The sequence below is a fragment of the Pseudomonas sp. MYb193 genome (assembly GCF_002966775.1).
GTDB lineage: Bacteria > Pseudomonadota > Gammaproteobacteria > Pseudomonadales > Pseudomonadaceae > Aquipseudomonas > Aquipseudomonas paracarnis.
Genome location: NZ_CP023269.1, coordinates 3,622,387 through 3,641,094 on the forward strand (window position 1 = coordinate 3,622,387; position 18,708 = coordinate 3,641,094).

The following is an 18,708-nucleotide window of genomic DNA, read 5'->3' on the forward strand; positions in this document are numbered from 1 at the left end:
TCGCAGGCAAGCCAGCTCCCACAGTTGACCGTCGTTGTCTCGTAACCGTATTTCAGACAGCAAAAAGGCGCCTTTCGGCGCCTCTTGCAATGTTGCAGCTAACGATCAGGCCATTTCAGCCGTGGTCTCGAACTCGAAGGTCAGCTCGCCGTCCTTCAGGTCGATGTGTACCACCCCACCATGGTCGGAGAGTTCGCCGAACAGGATCTCTTCGGCCAGCGGCCGCTTGATCTTGTCCTGGATCAGACGCGCCATTGGGCGTGCGCCCATTGCCGCATCGTAGCCGCCCTCTGCGATCCAACTGCGAGCCGCTTCCGTCACATCCAGCTGCACGCGCTTGTCTTCCAACTGCGCTTGAAGCTCGGTGAGGAACTTGTCCACCACGCTTTTGATGACCTCATGGCTGAGGCGACCAAACTGGATAATGGTGTCCAGGCGGTTGCGGAACTCCGGCGTGAAGCTCTTCTTGATGACTTCCATGGCATCGGAGGAGTGATCCTGATGCGTAAAGCCGATCGAAGCCCGCGCCGCGGTTTCGGCACCGGCGTTGGTGGTCATGATCACGATCACGTTGCGGAAGTCCGCCTTGCGCCCGTTGTTGTCGGTCAGGGTCCCGTGGTCCATGACCTGCAATAGCAGGTTGAAGACTTCCGGGTGAGCCTTTTCGATTTCATCGAGCAGCAATACGCAATGTGGCTGTTTGGTGATCGCCTCGGTCAACAGGCCGCCCTGGTCGAAGCCGACATAGCCCGGAGGCGCACCGATCAAGCGCGACACAGTGTGGCGCTCCATGTACTCGGACATGTCGAAACGGACCAGTTCGATGCCCATGGCCTTGGCCAACTGGCGAGCCGCCTCGGTCTTGCCGACGCCGGTCGGGCCTGCGAACAGGAACGAACCGACTGGCTTGTCCGGCGACTTGAGGCCCGCACGCGACAACTTGATCGCCGTGGACAGCGAGTCGATGGCCGCATCCTGGCCAAACACAGTGAGCTTGAGGTCGCGCTCCAGGTTACGCAGCAACTCCTTGTCGGAACTGGTGACGTGTTTTGGTGGAATCCGCGCAATCTTGGCCACGATGTCCTCGACTTGAGGCACGTCGATGCGCTTCACGCGCTTCTCGACCGGCTGCAGGCGCTGGTAGGCACCCGCTTCGTCGATCACATCGATGGCCTTGTCAGGCATATGCCGGTCATTGATGTAGCGCGACGCCAGCTCAGCCGCCGCACGCAAGGCCTCATCGGTGTATTCGATGCCATGGTGCGCTTCAAAACGCCCCTTGAGCCCGCGCAGGATACCGATGGTGTCTTCAACCGACGGCTCGGACACGTCGACTTTCTGGAAGCGACGCGCCAGGGCACGGTCTTTTTCGAAGATGCCGCGGAATTCCTGGAACGTGGTCGAGCCAATGCAACGGATATCACCCGAGGACAGCAGTGGCTTGAGCAGGTTGGAAGCATCCATCACCCCACCGGAAGCTGCACCGGCGCCAATGATGGTATGGATCTCGTCGATGAACAGGATGGCCTGTGGACGTTTTTTCAACTCACCGAGCAACGCCTTGAAGCGTTTCTCGAAATCGCCACGGTACTTGGTCCCGGCGAGCAACGCGCCCAAGTCAAGGGAATAGACGACACTGCTGGCCAGCAGGTCTGGCACCTGGTTGTCGACAATGCGCTTGGCCAGGCCTTCGGCAATCGCGGTCTTACCCACGCCCGCCTCGCCCACCAGCAACGGGTTGTTCTTGCGACGACGCGCAAGTATCTGCGCTACACGCTCAACCTCATGCTCACGCCCCACCAGCGGATCGATCCGCCCCTGGCGCGCCATTTCATTGAGGTTGCTGGCATAGGCATCCAGCGGATTGCTTGAAGAAGAAGACTCACCGCCCTCCTCGTCCTGCATATCCTGCTCACCCTCGGAATGATCGCCGTGCCCAGGCACTTTAGAGATACCGTGGGCGATGTAATTGACTACATCAATACGGGCAACGCTCTGCTGCTTGAGCAGGAACACGGCCTGGCTTTCCTGTTCGCTGAAAATTGCCACAAGCACATTCGCGCCCGTGACTTCACGCTTACCGGAGCTCTGTACGTGGAACACAGCACGCTGCAATACCCGCTGGAACCCCAGGGTTGGCTGGGTTTCGCGGTCCTCGTCATGCACGGGGATCAGTGGCGTGGTGGAGTCGATAAACTCCTGCAGGTCATGCTTGAGCTTGTCGAGGTTGGCGCCGCACGCACGTAGAACGGTGGCGGCAGCTTCGTTATCCAAAAGTGCCAGCAGCAGGTGTTCGACGGTCATGAATTCATGACGCTTCGAACGAGCCTCCTTGAAGGCAAGATTGAGGGTGACTTCGAGCTCGCGGTTTAACATAGCTTCACCTCATACCCAAGTGGTCGGCGTTAACCGTCCTTCTCGATTTCACAGAGTAGCGGATGCTGGCTTTCCCTGGCGTACTGGTTGACCTGCATGGCCTTTGTCTCGGCGATGTCGCGGGTAAACACTCCACATACTGCCCGTCCTTCTGTGTGAACGGCCAGCATTACCTTGGTCGCCAACTCGCGGTTCAGGTTAAAAAACACCTCGAGCACTTCGACGACGAAATCCATCGGTGTGTAGTCATCATTGAACAAAACCACCTTGTACATCGGCGGCGCCTGTAAAGCAGGCTTGGCCTCCTGAACAGCAATGCCTGCAGAACCGTCGTCATCATGTTCCTGATCCGGGCGATCCTGATTGAATGTTAGTCGAATCTGGCTGTTTGCATGCATGGGAAAGAAAGGTTCGTCAGTGGTTCAATTACAGTGGTGGGGGCGACCTGTCAGAATTTCAACTCTGACCCTTGGGTCACCTTGACTATCGGCGAAACGGTGTTACAACAAATAGAGCCCACAGTGGGTAAAAAAGGTCCGCGCAGTCAACCTTATTTATTCGGGTTAGGACGGATAGACAGGATGATACTCCAATGATGGAGTCTGGTGCAGAGGGATAAGGGAATGGCTAGTGGTAAGGTCAAGTGGTTCAACAATGCCAAGGGTTACGGCTTCATTAATGAAGACGGAAAGAGTGAAGACCTCTTTGCGCATTTCTCAGCGATCAATATGGATGGGTACAAAACGCTGAAAGCGGGCCAAGTGGTCTCCTTTGAGATTACCCAGGGCCCAAAGGGCTTGCATGCGGTGAAGATCGAAGGAATCACCGCTAGTAGCCCTGCCGCAGAAAACGTTGCGGCGCCCGGCCAGAAATCACGACAAGAAAAGCAGCAGGCCTGACCAGTCACAGAACAAAGCACTGAAAGCAAACCGGCCACCCCGAATCACCAGGGAGGCCGGTTTTGTGTGCCTGTTTACATATGCTTGATCAACGCATCACCAAAGCCCGACGAAGACACCAACGTAGCGCCATCCATCAGACGCTCGAAGTCATAGGTCACAGTCTTGGCCGAAATCGCGCCATTAGTCCCCTTGATGATCAAATCCGCTGCCTCGACCCACCCCATATGCCGCAGCATCATTTCCGCAGACAGGATCAATGACCCAGGGTTGACCTGATCCTTGCCCGCATATTTAGGCGCAGTGCCGTGGGTGGCTTCAAACATTGCCACGGTGTCAGACAAGTTGGCCCCCGGCGCAATACCAATACCGCCCACTTCCGCCGCCAGGGCGTCGGACAGGTAATCACCATTGAGGTTGAGCGTGGCGATCACGTCATATTCAGCCGGGCGCAGCAGGATCTGCTGGAGCATGGCGTCGGCAATAGCATCTTTGACCACCACATTCTTGCCGGTCTTGGGGTTCTTGAACTGCATCCACGGCCCGCCATCGAGCAAGGTCGCACCGAACTCTTCAGCCGCCACCTCATAGGCCCACTCCTTGAAGGCACCCTCGGTGAACTTCATGATGTTGCCTTTGTGCACGATGGTCAGCGAGTCGCGATCGTTATCCACCACATATTGCAGGGCCTTGCGCGCCAGGCGCTTGGTACCCTCTTTGGAGACCGGCTTGACGCCAATCCCGCAATCCTGGTCGAAACGGATCTTGGTAACGCCCATTTCTTCCTTGAGGAACTTGATCACCTTGATCGCTTCCGGCGAACCGGCCTTCCACTCGATGCCCGCGTAAATATCCTCGGAGTTCTCACGGAAAATGGTCATGTCCACGTCGCCTGGTTTTTTCACCGGGCTGGGCACGCCTTCGAACCAGCGCACCGGGCGCAGGCACACATACAGGTCGAGTTGCTGGCGCAGGGCCACGTTCAGCGAACGGATACCGCCACCGACTGGCGTTGTCAGCGGGCCCTTGATGGACACCACGTAATCCTTGACCGCATCCAGGGTTTCCTGGGGCAGCCAGGTGTCCTGGTCGTAGACCTGCGTGGCCTTTTCACCAGCGTACACCTCCATCCAGGAGATTTTGCGCTTGCCGCCGTAAGCCTTTTCAACAGCGGCATCGACCACCTTGATCATCACCGGGCTGATGTCGACGCCAATACCGTCTCCTTCGATGTAGGGGATGATCGGTTGGTCAGGAACATTGAGAGAATGGTCTGCATTGACGGTGATTTTGTCGCCGACTGCCGGAACCTGAATCTTCTTGTATCCCATGCTGAACTCCATCTATGGATTGAACATCTGGCTGCGTTCGAGCCTACTCCAGATAAATGGCGACTGAAACCTCACGCCATGCTCATTTGCATCGAAAACAGCACATTTGGTGGCCTACAAGCCTGAAAGCAAAGGGAAAAGCGCCAATCTTGAGCACATCTCACCACCCCACGCACCTGCGACCTTTAGACCAATGGACGAGCCCCCTTTTGTATGAAGGCTCAGCGTAAGCATAGCGACCTATGTATAATGCCGCCGCTGACCAAAGAGTCACGACGGCGGACCGCTCTAGAACGTAGCCTTTCGCCAGAAAGCCGGACTATTACCATAGCCCACCCGCTTGACGCTCGACTGATGCAAACCAACATCACCGCGAAGAAACCTCGACATTTCGCTCATGGATGACTTTGAACGAACGCGCTCTACCCGGCGCATCTCGAGTTTCTGCGCACGCTTTCAGCAAAGAAGAGAGTTAATCCGAATATGCCCACCCGCTCGAAGATCATCTACACCTTCACCGACGAAGCCCCAGCCCTCGCCACCTATTCACTGCTGCCTATCGTAGAGGCCTTCACCGCTTCCGCTGATATTGCCGTGGAAACCCGCGACATCTCCCTCGCCGGGCGCATCCTCGCAAGCTTCCCCGAGCAACTGAGCACCAAGGCCATCCCGGACCACCTCGCCGAACTGGGCGACCTGGCCGTTACGCCTGAAGCCAACATCATCAAGCTTCCCAACATCAGCGCCTCGACCCCGCAGCTGCAAGCCGCGATCAAGGAACTGCAGGCCCAGGGCTATGCCCTGCCGGACTACCCTGAAACCGTAACCACCGACGCGGAAAAAGAAACCCGTGCACGTTACGACAAGGTCAAGGGCAGCGCCGTGAACCCGGTACTGCGCGAAGGCAACTCCGACCGTCGCGCACCGCTGTCGGTCAAGAACTATGCACGCAAGCACCCGCACAAGATGGGCGCCTGGGCTGCCGACTCCAAGTCGCACATTGCCCACATGAACAACGGCGACTTCTACGGCAGCGAAAAAGCCGTGCAGATCGAAACAGCCGACGCGGTCAAAATTGCGCTGGTTGCAAAGGACGGCACCACCACCGTCCTGAAGGAAAAAACCAGCGTTCAGGCCGGCGAAATCATCGACACCGCCGTGCTGAGCAAGAAAGCCCTGCGCAGCTTCATCGCCGCTGAAATCGAAGACGCCAAGAAGCAAGGCGTGCTGCTGTCGGTTCACTTGAAAGCCACCATGATGAAGGTCTCCGACCCGATCATGTTCGGCCAGATAGTTGCCGAGTTCTATAAAGACGCCCTGGCCAAGCACGCGGCCGTGCTGGAACAGATCGGCTTCAACCTGAACAACGGCATCGGCGACCTGTACGCCCGCATCAAGGCCCTGCCGGCCGACCAGCAAGCGCAGATCGAAGCCGACATCCAGGCGGTCTACGCCGTTCGCCCTGCCCTGGCGATGGTCAACTCCGACAAAGGCATCACCAACCTGCACGTGCCAAGCGACGTCATCGTCGACGCCTCGATGCCAGCGATGATCCGTGACTCCGGCAAGATGTGGGGCACCGACGGCCAGTTGCACGACACCAAGGCCGTGATCCCGGATCGCTGCTACGCCACCATCTACCAGGCGGTCATCGAAGACTGCAAGGCCAATGGCGCCTTCGACCCAACCACCATGGGCAGCGTGCCAAACGTTGGCCTGATGGCGAAGAAAGCCGAAGAATACGGCTCCCACGACAAGACCTTCCAGATCAAGGCTGACGGCGTTGTCCGCGTCACCGACAGCCAGGGCAACCTGCTGATGGAACAGAACGTCGAAGCTGGCGACATCTTCCGCATGTGCCAGACCAAAGACGCGCCGATCCAGGACTGGGTCAAGCTCGCCGTCAACCGTGCCCGCGCCAGCAACACCCCGGCCATTTTCTGGCTGGACCCCAAGCGCGCCCACGATGGCGTAGTGGTCGAGAAAGTTCAGGCTTACCTGAAAGACCACAACACCGAAGGCCTGGACATCCGCATCATGGCCCCGGTCGATGCGATGAAGTTCACCCTGGAGCGCACCCGCAAGGGCCTGGACACCATCTCGGTGACCGGCAACGTACTGCGCGACTACCTGACCGACCTGTTCCCGATCATGGAACTGGGCACCAGCGCCAAGATGCTGTCGATCGTGCCGCTGATGAATGGCGGTGGCCTGTTCGAAACCGGCGCTGGCGGTTCGGCTCCAAAGCACGTGCAGCAACTGCTGGAAGAAAACTTCCTGCGCTGGGATTCCCTGGGCGAGTTCCTGGCCCTGGCCGCGTCCCTTGAGCATTTGGGTGTGACGTACAACAACCCGAAAGCCCTGGTACTGTCCAAGACCCTGGACCAGGCCACCGGCCAGTTCCTGGACAACAACAAGTCGCCATCGCGCAAGGTCGGCAACATCGACAACCGCGGCAGCCACTTCTACCTGGCGCTGTACTGGGCACAAGCCCTGGCCGCCCAGACTGAAGACACTGCACTGCAAGCGCAGTTTGGCGAACTGGCCAAAACCCTGGCCGAGAACGAAGCAACCATCGTTGCCGAACTCAACGCCGTACAGGGCAAGCCAGTGGACATCGGCGGCTACTACGCGCCGAACCCTGAGCTGACCAGCAAAGCCATGCGCCCGAGCAACACCCTCAATGCGGCGATTGCCAAGTTGAAGTAAGGTTGTAAGGATGCAAAGAAGCCCCGGCCAAGTGCCGGGGTTTTTGTCTTCAGCGGATGGCAGTTTAGTCACAGGGAAGCATTGGCGTACTCTGAAATCCATACGGAGCGAATCAACTCAAGCACCTCACTCCTGTAAACAGGATTCCAACCCGCTCGCTCTCTAGGCACCACAGCAAATTGAGGTAGCACGGGCAAACGGGAAACGCCTTCGAGACTCTTTAAACCCGACACTTGTGCAACAAAAGGCAGCAATGTAATACCGACTCCCGCCTGCACCGCAGACCGCAGCGACATCAAGTCTTCCGACTCATAAACGCAATGCCATTTGATACCGCACTCCTCTAGGCTCCGAATCGCCAGACTGCGAAACCCACACGGCGGCTTGAACAAAGCAAGCGGAATATCATGTGGTTTATCGATCATGTCAGCGCTGTCGCCAGCAAACCACCTTACCGATAATGTATGCCAAGGACGTTCATCCATTTTTTTCAGTTCATCTATCATGAGGCATAGGTCGATTTTGCCCTCACTTACCGCATCCAATAGCAACCCAGACCTGGCGACCTTCACCACCATTTGTATGGCTGGAAAGTGAGTGGCCATGTTGGAAATAATCTTGGGAAGTACCCTTTCGCAAAAATGCTCAGGCATCCCCACTATGATCGTTTCTCTTTTTTCAACCCTTTCAAACAATCTACCCACTTTATCGTTACAATTAACGATATCCTTGGCATAACTGAGGAGCTTTTCTCCTTCCAAGGTCAATAATACCTGTCGATTTTCTCTTGCAAATAACTCCACACCCAATAGGTCCTCTAATCGTTTGACCTGTTGACTAATAGCAGGTTGAGTCAGGTTTAACGCTTCGGCCGCGCGCGTAAAATTTTTGGTCTCGCCTACTTTGATAAAGCTTCGCAACGACTGAACATCAAGATTGACTCTCATAGCACGCCACCGACCGAAATTAGTCTTCCGATTGTGGCAAATCAACACCTCGCTCGCCACTAGCTGTTCGGGTAGGCACGAGCTAAATTTACGTATGAAAATATACAAAAAATGTTTAATAAAAGAATTTTCTGTCATCCTATGCCAATAATCGAGCGTTAAGGGCATTCAGATACCTATCGGAAGTTAGCGCCAATCTCGCCAAAACGTACTCTGCTCGCCTCGCCGAATGGCGAGCGTTAATTTCTAAAGCGCTGGTAAAAAAGAACGCGCCGCTTGTCAGCTCTCCCAGAACAGTGATCCTGTCATCCACATGCCCTAAATTATTTATCAAACCGCCCGACTCAGCAGATACCTTCACTCCTCCGAATGGGTCCGCACATCCAGTTCCCTGCTGAAGCATATTTCGCACCAAAGGGTTATCAAACTTACTTACATCACGGGGTGTACCTGTAGCCACCACAACGGTATCGTAGTCGTAGCAACTGTTGTCCGACTGATTAGCCACTTCCAAGATAAATCGCCCATTGTATTGAATCGCCTCAATCTCACCTTTGATGATTGATAGTTTCCCGGTTTCGATTAGCGACTTAACTTTTAATGCATTTTCCCTCGGAATAGAGACACGGTAGGCCATCCACCAACTAGAGTACTCCAGGAACATCTTCTTGTCCTCATCCGGCATTGCGGGCCAAATCAAATCAAGTACAGCATTTGTGGAGTAGAGAACGGATTGCCAAAACCGCGGGTGATGCGCAGCCGCTATTTCCGCCTCAAGAAATTCCACTGCCGGCTTTTGGAAGCACTTTGTCGGCCAATCAGCCATGCGAATCGGCTTGCCCTCCAAGGCCAACTCCTGCGTCATCCAACGAAGCACATCTTCAAGTCGCACTACGCCAGTTCGAGAAATACAAGATCTAACAGTTTCCGGTGTCAGTATCTTCGGTTGATAGCGCCCCTGAGTCCCTCTGACACTTGGCAGGGCTCCTGTGCGTGAATGCAACGTAATGGGTCCTTCATGGCCATTAGCAGTAAGCCCGATCACCGCATCGATAGCACTCAATCTTGATCCGACAATTGCAACACGTGCCTGCTTTTGGATCAGCCGGCATGTACGCTTGATAGGATAAGGGCTGGAGAAAAAACCCTCCGCAGCAGCAAGGTATCGGTATTCCAGACTACGCGCATTACCACAACTCAACACTACATGATCACTGGGAAAGGAGAGATTCCCCTTTGTTGAAACTACGACCCTCCTATCATGCGAGAAACTCAAGTTTAGGACCTCGTCATGCACCAGAATTAATTGACAACCGAGCTCTACAGCTTTTTTGACGAGAAACTGAATCATGTGCGCAAGATATAATCCAAACAAGGGACGAGGCAAAAAGGCCTGCGGGCACAGTTCAATACCTGGAAAGTCATCCTCCCAAATCTCCCGATTAGCCAATAACCATCTGTAAAAATGTCCAGACTGATCAGGGAAAGGCGAAATGAATTCCGCTCTCGTATTTAAAATATTTGTGCTGCAGTCGTCAGAATAGGCAAGTCCTCTACCACATTGAGATTGCTTGTCTATCAAGAATAGCGACACATCCGAATGGCAACCATGTCTCCCCAAGCCATTTAAGAGCGCGTAGATAAAAGAGACACTCGAGGCGCCACCACCGATTACCGTAATTACGTTGCCAGACATAATGACCTCCCACCGATTTTTTCGGCATTCGACATATTATTACTCAAGAATTTTAAACCCACCCATCTAAAACAAAAACATTTCACCCGACATAGACTTGCAACTGCCAGACACCACAAACCCACCCTCTATGAACGGCATAATATCCTGCTCAATACTTATGCCTGGAGCGACCTCATCCAGATAAACCACTCCATCTCTTAATGAAAAAACAGCTCGCTCCGTGACAAATATAACTCTTTGACCCAAGACCTGAGAATAGCTGCCATTGAAAGTCAAATGTGAGACCTGACGAACAAATTTATTTACACGACCTTCCCGAACTATGCGGACTTGCCCTTCACTTACATCTACGGTCAACCCAACCGCTGTAAAGGTACCACAAAAGATAATACACCTAGCCGACTGAGAGATATTTATGAATCCGCCGGCGCCTTGTAACTTACGACCGAACTGCGAAACATTGACATTGCCAAAGCTGTCCATTTCGGCAAAACCCAAACACGCCACATCAATTCCACCGCCTTCGTAAAAATCAAACAAAGCTGCCTGCTCAATAATACTGACTGGACGATAGCTGGCCCCAAATGACAATCCAGCAGCTGGCCTGCCACCTATAACGCCGGATTCAATAGTAAAGCTCATCGATTCCGCACAGCTCAACTCTTCAGCCACCTGAGCAACGACTACCGGTATACCAATTCCCAGATTGATAACTCGGGCATTTTCATGTCGTATTTCCTGTAAAGCCCTTTTTGCAATAATTCTCTCAGCGCATGAAATCAAACTTACACTAGGAGTAAGCACTCCCGGGCGCGTAAACGCTGAATTATGTATCACACCATAAGTTTGAGGATGCTCACCAGGACGCGACACTGTCACATAATCAACCAATAGCCCGGGTATTTTTACATGCTGCGGTTCAATTTCATGCAACCCTACTAAACTTTCAACCTGAACAATCACTATTCCACCACAGTTCTTGACTGCCATTGCCTGTGCAAGCGCATCACTATGAGACACCTCCCGCTCCATCGAAATATTGCCTAAAGGGTCACAAAACGTCCCTCTCAATAACGCGCAATTGACATTAAGTGCAGGGTATAAAAGCGTCGACTCTCCATTAATAACGATCTTCTGAACGAGAGCGCCTCCCTCTCGCTGATTCAAGCGTGCGCCCTCGTGATCAGGATCAACGAAAGTATTGAGGCCAACCTTCGAGATCACACCGGGCTTCTTCGCCGCGATCGCACGGAACAGCTGGCTGATAACCCCCTGCGGCCAGTTATGCGCCTCTATCTCTCCTTGGAGCGCCATATTTCCCAATCGCGGTATAAGCCCCCAGAACCCTCCAATTGCCTTGGCCACCAGCCCACTCTGAGCCAAAACGTCGACGCCCCTTTCATCAAGATCTCCAGAAGCAGAGGCAAAGAGCAGACCAAGCTTACGAGGCCGTCCCTCCCGCTTGAAACGCTCACTGATTGCTCGAGTAAGTCCATCAGGATGCCCGCAACTACCAAACCCTCCCGGAATGATTGTCCATCCGTCTTCAATCAACTCTGCTGCTTGCAGTTCGTTGATAACTTTCATGCTGCGGCCTCTGAATCCTGACGTGGGGCGGGCTGAACTGGCTGCTCCCAAACGACTAGAAACGTACAACCCGTAGCAGAAGAAAGTTGGTGAGTAGAGCCAGGCGGGTAAACTTGCAGCGCACCTGCAGTATGGCGCCCTCTGTCATCGACCAGTTCACCATCGACCACCAACACTAACTCCCACCCCAGATGCCTATGCCTCGGCGTTAGAGCTCCGCCGGCATAACGAACCAATGCGGCAACTGGCCCTTGCGCATTAATCCGCGCATCATAAAGATAAAATATTGAAACGCCCTTGCGCCCATCCACTTCATAAGTTTCAAAATTCAGACAATCAACTTCATCAACGCGCAGTCCACCTCCAGACCGGCAAATGTCATCGCTATATAATTTTTTATCAGCCATTTCGTGCTTAAACATTAGTACTCTCCTGATAAGCAACCTTCAATATTCGAGGTTTACTTTGCTCTTGAATGATTCATCAAATAAACCCCCACCCCTGACACAATAAAACCTACAATCGCCACCACACTCGGCACTTCACCCAACACCGTTGACGCCATGATCTGTGTGACAGCCGGAATGACATGAAATAAGTTCGTCGCCTTACTCGCCTCACCCCGCCGAATCATCAGGTACAGCAGGGTCAGCGCGCCGACCGAGTTCATTACAGTGATCCACGCCACCGAAGCAGCGAAGGGCACCCACTGAGTCACCTGCATGGTCTCGGTGGTATAGGCCAGCAGCAACATGACTAGCGATGCGGTGACCATCTGAGCAAAACAGCCCACCCACAGGTTGACGCCGCCGAGGAAACGCTTCTGATAAAGCGTGCCAAGGGTGATGCCCAGCAGCGCCAACCCCACCGCGCCATAACCGCCGATGGACGCCTCAGGGCCAGCAAAACTGCTGCCGACCACAATGGCCACGCCGCCTACGCCCAGGATCGAGCCTGGCAAGTCGCGCCAACTCAATTGCTCGCCTAAACAGAAGTAGGCGCCGATCACGACGAATACCGGCATCAGCCCGACAATCAGCGCAGCTTGCCCAGCCGGGACGCCCTGACTTATACCGGTGTAGAGGCCGCCAAATTGCAGAGCCTGCAAGAGCAAGCCCACGGCCGCCGCGTGAAGGTAGGGTGTAAGCCGCCTAGGCCACTCGGCCTTGATAGCGAGCGCCACTCCCAGAAACACCAGGGCCGCCAGGGCAAATCGGTAGAACGTCATGGTGAAAGGCTCGCCATAACGCACACCGAACGCTCCACCGATGTATCCGGAGCTCCATAACAGGATGAAGGCAATGGGCAATGGCGATGTAAGGCGTACTTCGTAGCTTTTGTGGGCAATCGGCTTCATGAAGCTCTCCAATAACGACTGTGCTGGAGAGGTAAACTGCGCCCCGGCTTGCAAGCGGTAAAATCATATAATGTACGGCGCAGCATGCATTTTGCTTATGCACCACGTGCCCACTGCAGAAACCGAATCAGAATGTGTGTGTTGCTTGCCTGCGATAGCGGTGTGTCAGCCACTAATTCGCTTACTGACAGACTGCCATCGCAGGCAAGCCACACATTGATAGCAATCCTGTCCAAAAACAGCACCATCCTTTGAACCGAGGCATCCCATGACCTGGCAACCCCACATCACCGTCGCTACCATCGTTGAAGACAACGGCCGTTTCCTGATGGTCGAAGAGCTCAAGGGTGGCCGCGCCGTGCTCAATCAGCCGGCAGGCCACCTGGACCCGGATGAAACCCTGACCGAGGCCGCCGTGCGCGAAACTCTTGAAGAAACCGGCTGGGATGTCGAGGCCAGCGGTATTGTCGGCATCTACCTCTACACTGCACCCAGCAATGGGGTTACCTATCAACGCGTCTGCTTTATCGCCAAGGCACTGAAACACCACCCGGACTATCAACTCGACGAAGGCATCCTGCGCGCCCGCTGGCTGACCCGTGACGAGCTGATGGCCGTGCGCGAGGACTGGCGCAGCGAGCTGATTATCCGTTGCATCGATGATTATCTGGCCGGCCAACGCCACAGTCTCGAATTGATCCGCCCTTCTCTTTAGCCTTGCGGGCCCAGGCCTGCTAGAATCGCGTCCTTTTTCAAGACACCCGTTGAAACCCTATGCGTGATCCAGCCCCTTCTGACACACAAAAGAAGCGCGTCATCGTCGGCATGTCCGGCGGCGTGGATTCTTCCGTTTCCGCCGTTCTGCTCATGGAGCAGGGTTATGAGGTGGAAGGCCTGTTCATGAAGAACTGGGAAGAAGACGATGGAACCGAATACTGCACCGCCATGGACGACCTCGCGGACGCCCAGGCCGTGTGCGACAAGATCGGCATCAAGCTGCACACCGCCAACTTCGCCGCCGAGTACTGGGACAACGTGTTCGAGCACTTCCTGGCCGAATACAAGGCCGGCCGCACGCCGAACCCGGACATCCTGTGTAACCGCGAAATCAAGTTCAAGGCCTTCCTCGACTACGCCATGATGCTCGGCGCCGACCTGATAGCTACCGGCCACTACGTGCGCCGTCGCGATATCGATGGCCGCACCGAACTGCTCAAGGGCCTGGACCCGAACAAGGACCAGAGCTACTTCCTGCACGCCGTGGGCGGTGAACAGATCGCCAAGACTCTGTTCCCGGTCGGCGAGCTGGAAAAACCCGAAGTGCGCAAGATTGCCGAGAAACACGGCCTGGCCACCGCCAAGAAGAAAGACTCCACCGGTATCTGCTTTATCGGCGAGCGGCGCTTCAGCGATTTCCTCAAGCAATACCTGCCGGCGCAACCGGGCGAGATCAAGACCACCGAGGGTGAAGTGATCGGCCGCCACCACGGCCTGATGTACCACACCATCGGCCAGCGCCAGGGCCTGGGCATCGGCGGCTTGAAAGACGCCGGTGTTGAGCCGTGGTACGTGCTGGTCAAAGACCTGGAAAACAACGTGCTGGTGGTCGGCCAGGGCAACGAGCACCCGCTGCTGTTCTCCGGCGCCTTGCTCGCTTCCGAGATTTATTGGGTCAACCCTATCGACCTGAGCACCCCGCGCCGCCTGACCGCCAAAGTGCGTTATCGCCAGAGCGACCAGCCCTGCACCCTGGAAAAGACCGCCACCGGCTACCGTGCCACCTTCGATGACCCGCAACGCGCGGTCACCCCTGGCCAGTCCGTGGTGTTCTATGACGGCGAGATCTGCCTGGGCGGCGGCGTGATTGAAGTCGCGCAAGCCTGGAGCAACCCGGCATGAGCCCGACCCAGGAGCAGTTGACAGCCCTTGGCGGTGTCTTTCTCGCTGCGGTACTGGTGGACAAGATCGCCAAGACCGGCCAGGTCACTGAAGCCGGCCTGACCTGCATGCTCGGCAGCCTGCTGATCCGCGACCCCAAGGACACCCTTGAGGTTTACGGCGGCGACGACCTGGCCCTGCGTGAAGGCTATCGCGCCCTGATCGGCGCCCTGGAGCGCGACCCCAGTACTTTGCAGCGCGAGCCGTTGCGTTATGCCCTGTCGATGCTTGGCCTTGAGCGCCAGCTGGCCAAGCGCGACGACCTGCTGGACACCATCGGCAAGCGCCTGCCGCAGATCCAGTCCCAGGTAGAACACTTCGGCCCGGCCCACGAAAACGTGATCGCCGCCTGTGGTGCGCTGTACCAGGACACCTTGAGCACCCTGCGCCAGCGCATCCAGGTGCATGGCGACATGCGTAACCTGCAGCAACCCAACAACGCGTCGAAAATCCGCGCCCTGCTTCTGGCCGGTATTCGTTCGGCACGCTTGTGGCGCCAACTGGGCGGTCATCGCTGGCAGTTGGTGATCAGCCGACGCAAATTACTCAAAGAGCTTTACCCGTTGATGCGCAACGAATAAGTCGCACCAGCAGGCTGTTTTCAAGCCATTACGCGTAATACGCCGGTCAGTTGGCGACGGACCGGCGGATTTTTTCATGTATGATACGCGCCCCATTTCGTTGCCCGACTGTCCGAGAACACCCCATGCAGCTCTCTTCGCTCACTGCGGTTTCCCCTGTTGACGGCCGCTACGCCGGCAAAACCCAGGCCCTGCGCCCTATTTTCAGCGAGTACGGCCTGATCCGTGCCCGTGTCCTGGTTGAAGTGCGCTGGCTCCAGCGCCTGGCCGCTCACCCCGCCATCAGCGAAGTGCCGGCGTTTTCCGCCGAGGCCAACGCTGTATTGAACACCCTGGCGGAAAACTTCTCCCTGGAGCACGCCGAGCGTGTGAAAGAGATCGAGCGCACCACCAACCACGACGTCAAAGCCATCGAATACCTGCTCAAAGAGCAAGCGGCCCAACTGCCGGAACTGGCCCAGGTCAGCGAGTTCATCCACTTTGCCTGCACCAGCGAGGACATCAACAACCTGTCCCACGCCCTGATGCTGCGCGAAGGCCGTGATGACGTGATGCTGCCGCTGATGCGCCAGACCGCCGAAGCCATCCGCGAGCTGGCGATCCGTTTCGCTGCCGTGCCGATGCTGTCGCGCACCCACGGCCAGCCGGCCTCGCCGACCACCCTGGGCAAAGAACTGGCCAACGTGGTGTACCGCCTGGAGCGCCAGATCGCCCAAGTCGCCGCCGTGCCATTGCTGGGCAAGATCAACGGCGCCGTAGGCAACTACAACGCCCACCTGTCGGCCTACCCTGAGATCGACTGGGAAGCCAACGCCCGCGCCTTCATCGAAGACGAATTGGGCCTGGGCTTCAACCCCTACACCACGCAGATCGAACCCCACGACTACATCGCCGAGCTGTTCGACGCGATTGCACGCTTCAACACCATCCTGATCGATTTCGATCGCGATATCTGGGGCTACATCTCCCTGGGCTACTTCAAGCAGCGCACTATTGCAGGCGAAATCGGTTCGTCGACCATGCCGCACAAGGTCAACCCGATCGACTTCGAAAACTCCGAAGGCAACCTGGGTATCGCCAACGCCCTGTTCCAGCACCTGGCCAGCAAGTTGCCGATCTCCCGCTGGCAGCGCGACCTGACCGACTCCACCGTACTGCGTAACCTCGGCGTCGGTTTTGCCCACAGCGTGATCGCGTACGAAGCCAGCCTCAAAGGCATCAGCAAGCTGGAGCTCAACGAGCAGAAGATTGCCGCTGACCTGGACGCGTGCTGGGAAGTATTGGCCGAGCCGATCCAGACTGTGATGCGCCGCTACAACATCGAAAACCCCTACGAGAAGCTGAAAGAATTGACGCGCGGCAAGGGCATCAGCCCCGAAGCGCTGCAAACTTTCATCGACGGCCTGGACATGCCAGCCGCAGCCAAGGCCGAGCTGAAACTGCTCACCCCGGCCAACTACATCGGCAACGCTGTAGAACAAGCCAAGCGCATCTGATCCAAGCAAGCTCCTTTGAGACGCCCGGCCGCGCCGGGCGTTTTTATTCCTGTCTTAAAAGTGCTTTTTTTCAATAGGTTACACATGAATCCTGATATCCCTCTTCAACTTCTGGGCGGCATCACGGCACGGGAATTCCTGCGCGACTACTGGCAGAAAAAACCGCTGCTGATCCGCCAGGCCATCCCTGACTTCGAAAGCCCGATCGACGCCGACGAACTGGCAGGCCTGGCCCTGGAAGAAGAAGTCGAGTCGCGCCTGGTGATCGAACACGGCGAGCGCCCCTGGGAACTGCGTCGCGGCCCGTTCGCCGAAGACGCTTTCAGCACCCTGCCCGAGCGCGAGTGGACCCTGCTCGTGCAGGCAGTCGACCAGTTCGTGCCGGAAGTGGCTGAGCTGCTGGAGCACTTCCGCTTCCTGCCGAGCTGGCGTATCGATGATGTGATGATCAGCTTCGCCGCGCCGGGTGGCAGCGTCGGTCCGCATTTCGATAACTACGATGTGTTCCTGCTGCAAGCCCAGGGTAAGCGCAACTGGAAGATCGGCCAGATGTGCAATTCCGAAAGCCCGTTGCTGCAACACGCCGACCTGCGCATCCTCGCCGAATTCGAAGAAAGCGCCGAATGGGTGCTCGAACCGGGCGACATGCTCTACCTGCCCCCGCGCCTGGCCCATTTCGGTATTGCCGAAGACGACTGCATGACCTATTCCGTAGGTTTCCGTGCACCGAGCGCCGCTGAAGTGCTGACCCACTTCACCGACTTCCTCAGCCAGTACCTGACCGACGAAGAGCGCTACACCGACGCCGACGCCCAGCCGGTCAGCGACCCACACCAGATCCAGGGCGACGCACTGGACCGCCTCAAGGGCCTGCTCGCCGAGCACATGAGCGATGAGCGCATGCTGCTGACCTGGTTCGGCCAGTTCATGACCGAGCCACGCTACCCGGAACTGGTGGCCGGCGAAGAGTTGGGCGAAGAAGACTTCATCAACAGCCTGCAAGACGGCGCGATCCTGGTGCGCAACCCGAGCGCACGCCTGGCCTGGTCCGAAGTGGATGACGACGTACTGCTGTTCGCCAGCGGCCAGAGCCGTTACCTGCCGGGCAAACTGCGTGAACTGTTGAAGCTGATGTGCTCGGCCGATGCACTGCACAGCGAAAACCTGGGCGAGTGGCTGGCCGACGAAGACGGTCGCGACCTGCTGTGCGAACTGGTCAAGCAAGGCAGCCTGGGGTTCGCGGATGAATAGAATTCACGTAAGTGTCGCGGACTGGCGAAAGGATATCGACGAGCTTCGGCGCATTCGTGAAGCGGTATTCATCGCTGAACAATCGGTCCCGCCTGAATTGGAGTGGGACGCGGACGATGCCGGCGCCATGCATTTTCTTGCATACGAAGGCGACTTCCCGATTGGCACCGCTCGATTGCTGCCCAGTGGCGAGATCGGTCGGGTATCGGTGCTCAAGGACTGGCGCGGACTGAAAGTCGGCGACAAACTGATGGAAGCAGTGATTGGCGAGGCCGTGAAACGCGGCCAGACCCGGCAATTCCTGAGTGCGCAGGTGTATGCGGCACCGTTCTATGAACGGTTGGGTTTCAAGATCGTAAGCGATGAGTTTCTTGAGGTCGGGATTCCGCATGTGGATATGGTGCGAGGGGACTGACCCGAGTCCGCGTCGCCTGCATCGCAGGCAAGCCAGCTCCCACACTGACCGCATTCCAAAAGCTGTACTCGGTCAAGTGTGGGAGCTGGCTTGCCTGCGATAGCTATTTCAGCAACACCACA

The 18,708-nt window shown here is 56.3% G+C and carries 16 protein-coding genes; 8 read left to right on the plus strand and 8 right to left on the minus strand.

Features of this window, described 5'->3' with window-relative positions:
* Positions 1 to 105 precede the first annotated feature (105 nt).
* Together clpA and clpS are read right to left on the minus strand one after the other, a co-directional pair.
* Positions 106 to 2,376, minus strand: a complete 2,271-nt coding sequence (gene clpA / locus CLM72_RS16380) for an ATP-dependent Clp protease ATP-binding subunit ClpA (protein ID WP_003192090.1) — start codon at positions 2,374 to 2,376, stop codon at positions 106 to 108.
* A 29-nt stretch (positions 2,377 to 2,405) separates the two neighbouring features.
* Positions 2,406 to 2,774: an ATP-dependent Clp protease adapter ClpS gene (clpS, locus tag CLM72_RS16385; RefSeq protein ID WP_005789091.1), complete on the minus strand. Its 369-nt coding sequence runs from the start codon at positions 2,772 to 2,774 to the stop codon at positions 2,406 to 2,408.
* A 225-nt stretch (positions 2,775 to 2,999) separates the two neighbouring features.
* Between clpS and cspD the strand changes: the two genes are divergently transcribed.
* A complete protein-coding gene (cspD, locus tag CLM72_RS16390; RefSeq protein WP_105229149.1) occupies positions 3,000 to 3,275 on the plus strand; it encodes a cold shock domain-containing protein CspD in 276 nt (91 codons plus the stop codon).
* Between the two features lie 74 nt (positions 3,276 to 3,349).
* Here cspD and icd read toward each other — a convergent pair whose 3' ends face one another.
* Complete coding sequence (icd, locus tag CLM72_RS16395) at positions 3,350 to 4,606, minus strand: NADP-dependent isocitrate dehydrogenase (protein WP_005789095.1); 1,257 nt, start codon at positions 4,604 to 4,606, stop codon at positions 3,350 to 3,352.
* Between the two features lie 483 nt (positions 4,607 to 5,089).
* Here icd and CLM72_RS16400 point away from each other — a divergent pair, with 483 nt between their 5' ends.
* Positions 5,090 to 7,315 (plus strand): NADP-dependent isocitrate dehydrogenase, encoded by a 2,226-nt coding sequence (locus tag CLM72_RS16400; RefSeq protein ID WP_105227160.1) that lies wholly within the window; start codon positions 5,090 to 5,092, stop codon positions 7,313 to 7,315.
* A gap of 68 nt (positions 7,316 to 7,383) precedes the next feature.
* Here the strand turns inward: CLM72_RS16400 and CLM72_RS16405 are convergent, their stop codons facing one another.
* The 5 genes from CLM72_RS16405 to CLM72_RS16425 form a co-directional block, all read right to left on the minus strand.
* Positions 7,384 to 8,262: a LysR family transcriptional regulator gene (locus CLM72_RS16405; RefSeq protein ID WP_158688687.1), complete on the minus strand. Its 879-nt coding sequence runs from the start codon at positions 8,260 to 8,262 to the stop codon at positions 7,384 to 7,386.
* Positions 8,263 to 8,401: 139 nt separating this feature from the next.
* Complete coding sequence (locus tag CLM72_RS16410; RefSeq protein ID WP_105227162.1) at positions 8,402 to 9,958, minus strand: FAD/NAD(P)-binding protein; 1,557 nt, start codon at positions 9,956 to 9,958, stop codon at positions 8,402 to 8,404.
* A gap of 66 nt (positions 9,959 to 10,024) precedes the next feature.
* Positions 10,025 to 11,548: an acyl CoA:acetate/3-ketoacid CoA transferase gene (locus CLM72_RS16415; protein ID WP_105227163.1), complete on the minus strand. Its 1,524-nt coding sequence runs from the start codon at positions 11,546 to 11,548 to the stop codon at positions 10,025 to 10,027.
* A complete protein-coding gene (locus tag CLM72_RS16420) occupies positions 11,545 to 11,970 on the minus strand; it encodes a cupin domain-containing protein (RefSeq protein ID WP_105227164.1) in 426 nt (141 codons plus the stop codon). Before CLM72_RS16420 ends, CLM72_RS16415 begins: the two co-directional genes overlap by 4 nt.
* Positions 11,971 to 12,008: 38 nt before the next feature.
* Entirely contained in the window at positions 12,009 to 12,959 is a 951-nt protein-coding gene (locus CLM72_RS16425; protein WP_158688688.1) for a DMT family transporter, read from the minus strand.
* A gap of 214 nt (positions 12,960 to 13,173) precedes the next feature.
* On the opposite strand from CLM72_RS16425, the gene CLM72_RS16430 reads away from it, so the two are divergent.
* The 6 genes from CLM72_RS16430 to CLM72_RS16455 all read left to right on the plus strand — a co-directional run bounded on the left by CLM72_RS16430 (position 13,174) and on the right by CLM72_RS16455 (position 18,586).
* Entirely contained in the window at positions 13,174 to 13,620 is a 447-nt protein-coding gene (locus CLM72_RS16430; protein WP_105227166.1) for an NUDIX hydrolase, read from the plus strand.
* Positions 13,621 to 13,679: 59 nt separating this feature from the next.
* Positions 13,680 to 14,804, plus strand: a complete 1,125-nt coding sequence (gene mnmA, locus CLM72_RS16435; RefSeq protein WP_054917266.1) for a tRNA 2-thiouridine(34) synthase MnmA — start codon at positions 13,680 to 13,682, stop codon at positions 14,802 to 14,804.
* Positions 14,801 to 15,424 carry a high frequency lysogenization protein HflD gene (hflD, locus tag CLM72_RS16440; RefSeq protein WP_003192101.1) on the plus strand — a complete coding sequence of 208 codons (624 nt, stop codon included), beginning with the start codon at positions 14,801 to 14,803 and terminating at the stop codon, positions 15,422 to 15,424. Before mnmA ends, hflD begins: the two co-directional genes overlap by 4 nt.
* Positions 15,425 to 15,549: 125 nt before the next feature.
* Entirely contained in the window at positions 15,550 to 16,920 is a 1,371-nt protein-coding gene (purB, locus tag CLM72_RS16445; RefSeq protein WP_014718906.1) for an adenylosuccinate lyase, read from the plus strand.
* 84 nt (positions 16,921 to 17,004) lie between these two features.
* The gene (locus CLM72_RS16450) at positions 17,005 to 18,171 is read left to right on the plus strand and encodes a cupin domain-containing protein (protein WP_105227167.1); all 1,167 of its coding nucleotides are present in this window, start codon (positions 17,005 to 17,007) and stop codon (positions 18,169 to 18,171) included.
* The gene (locus CLM72_RS16455; protein WP_105227168.1) at positions 18,164 to 18,586 is read left to right on the plus strand and encodes a GNAT family N-acetyltransferase; all 423 of its coding nucleotides are present in this window, start codon (positions 18,164 to 18,166) and stop codon (positions 18,584 to 18,586) included. Before CLM72_RS16450 ends, CLM72_RS16455 begins: the two co-directional genes overlap by 8 nt.
* The last annotated feature ends 122 nt before the right edge of the window (positions 18,587 to 18,708 follow it).

Bases quoted from the DNA above. Each gene is read 5' to 3' on its own strand.
- purB (WP_014718906.1), top strand. From the start codon at position 15,550: ATGCAGCTCTCTTCGCTCACTGCGGTTTCCCCTGTTGACGGCCGCTAC.
- cspD (WP_105229149.1), top strand. From the start codon at position 3,000: ATGGCTAGTGGTAAGGTCAAGTGGTTCAACAATGCCAAGGGTTACGGC.
- CLM72_RS16450 (WP_105227167.1), top strand. From the start codon at position 17,005: ATGAATCCTGATATCCCTCTTCAACTTCTGGGCGGCATCACGGCACGG.
- CLM72_RS16430 (WP_105227166.1), top strand. From the start codon at position 13,174: ATGACCTGGCAACCCCACATCACCGTCGCTACCATCGTTGAAGACAAC.
- hflD (WP_003192101.1), top strand. From the start codon at position 14,801: ATGAGCCCGACCCAGGAGCAGTTGACAGCCCTTGGCGGTGTCTTTCTC.
- CLM72_RS16405 (WP_158688687.1), bottom strand. From the start codon at position 8,262: ATGAGAGTCAATCTTGATGTTCAGTCGTTGCGAAGCTTTATCAAAGTA.
- clpA (WP_003192090.1), bottom strand. From the start codon at position 2,376: ATGTTAAACCGCGAGCTCGAAGTCACCCTCAATCTTGCCTTCAAGGAG.
- CLM72_RS16415 (WP_105227163.1), bottom strand. From the start codon at position 11,548: ATGAAAGTTATCAACGAACTGCAAGCAGCAGAGTTGATTGAAGACGGA.
- CLM72_RS16455 (WP_105227168.1), top strand. From the start codon at position 18,164: ATGAATAGAATTCACGTAAGTGTCGCGGACTGGCGAAAGGATATCGAC.
- clpS (WP_005789091.1), bottom strand. From the start codon at position 2,774: ATGCATGCAAACAGCCAGATTCGACTAACATTCAATCAGGATCGCCCG.
- CLM72_RS16420 (WP_105227164.1), bottom strand. From the start codon at position 11,970: ATGTTTAAGCACGAAATGGCTGATAAAAAATTATATAGCGATGACATT.
- CLM72_RS16410 (WP_105227162.1), bottom strand. From the start codon at position 9,958: ATGTCTGGCAACGTAATTACGGTAATCGGTGGTGGCGCCTCGAGTGTC.
- CLM72_RS16400 (WP_105227160.1), top strand. From the start codon at position 5,090: ATGCCCACCCGCTCGAAGATCATCTACACCTTCACCGACGAAGCCCCA.
- mnmA (WP_054917266.1), top strand. From the start codon at position 13,680: ATGCGTGATCCAGCCCCTTCTGACACACAAAAGAAGCGCGTCATCGTC.
- icd (WP_005789095.1), bottom strand. From the start codon at position 4,606: ATGGGATACAAGAAGATTCAGGTTCCGGCAGTCGGCGACAAAATCACC.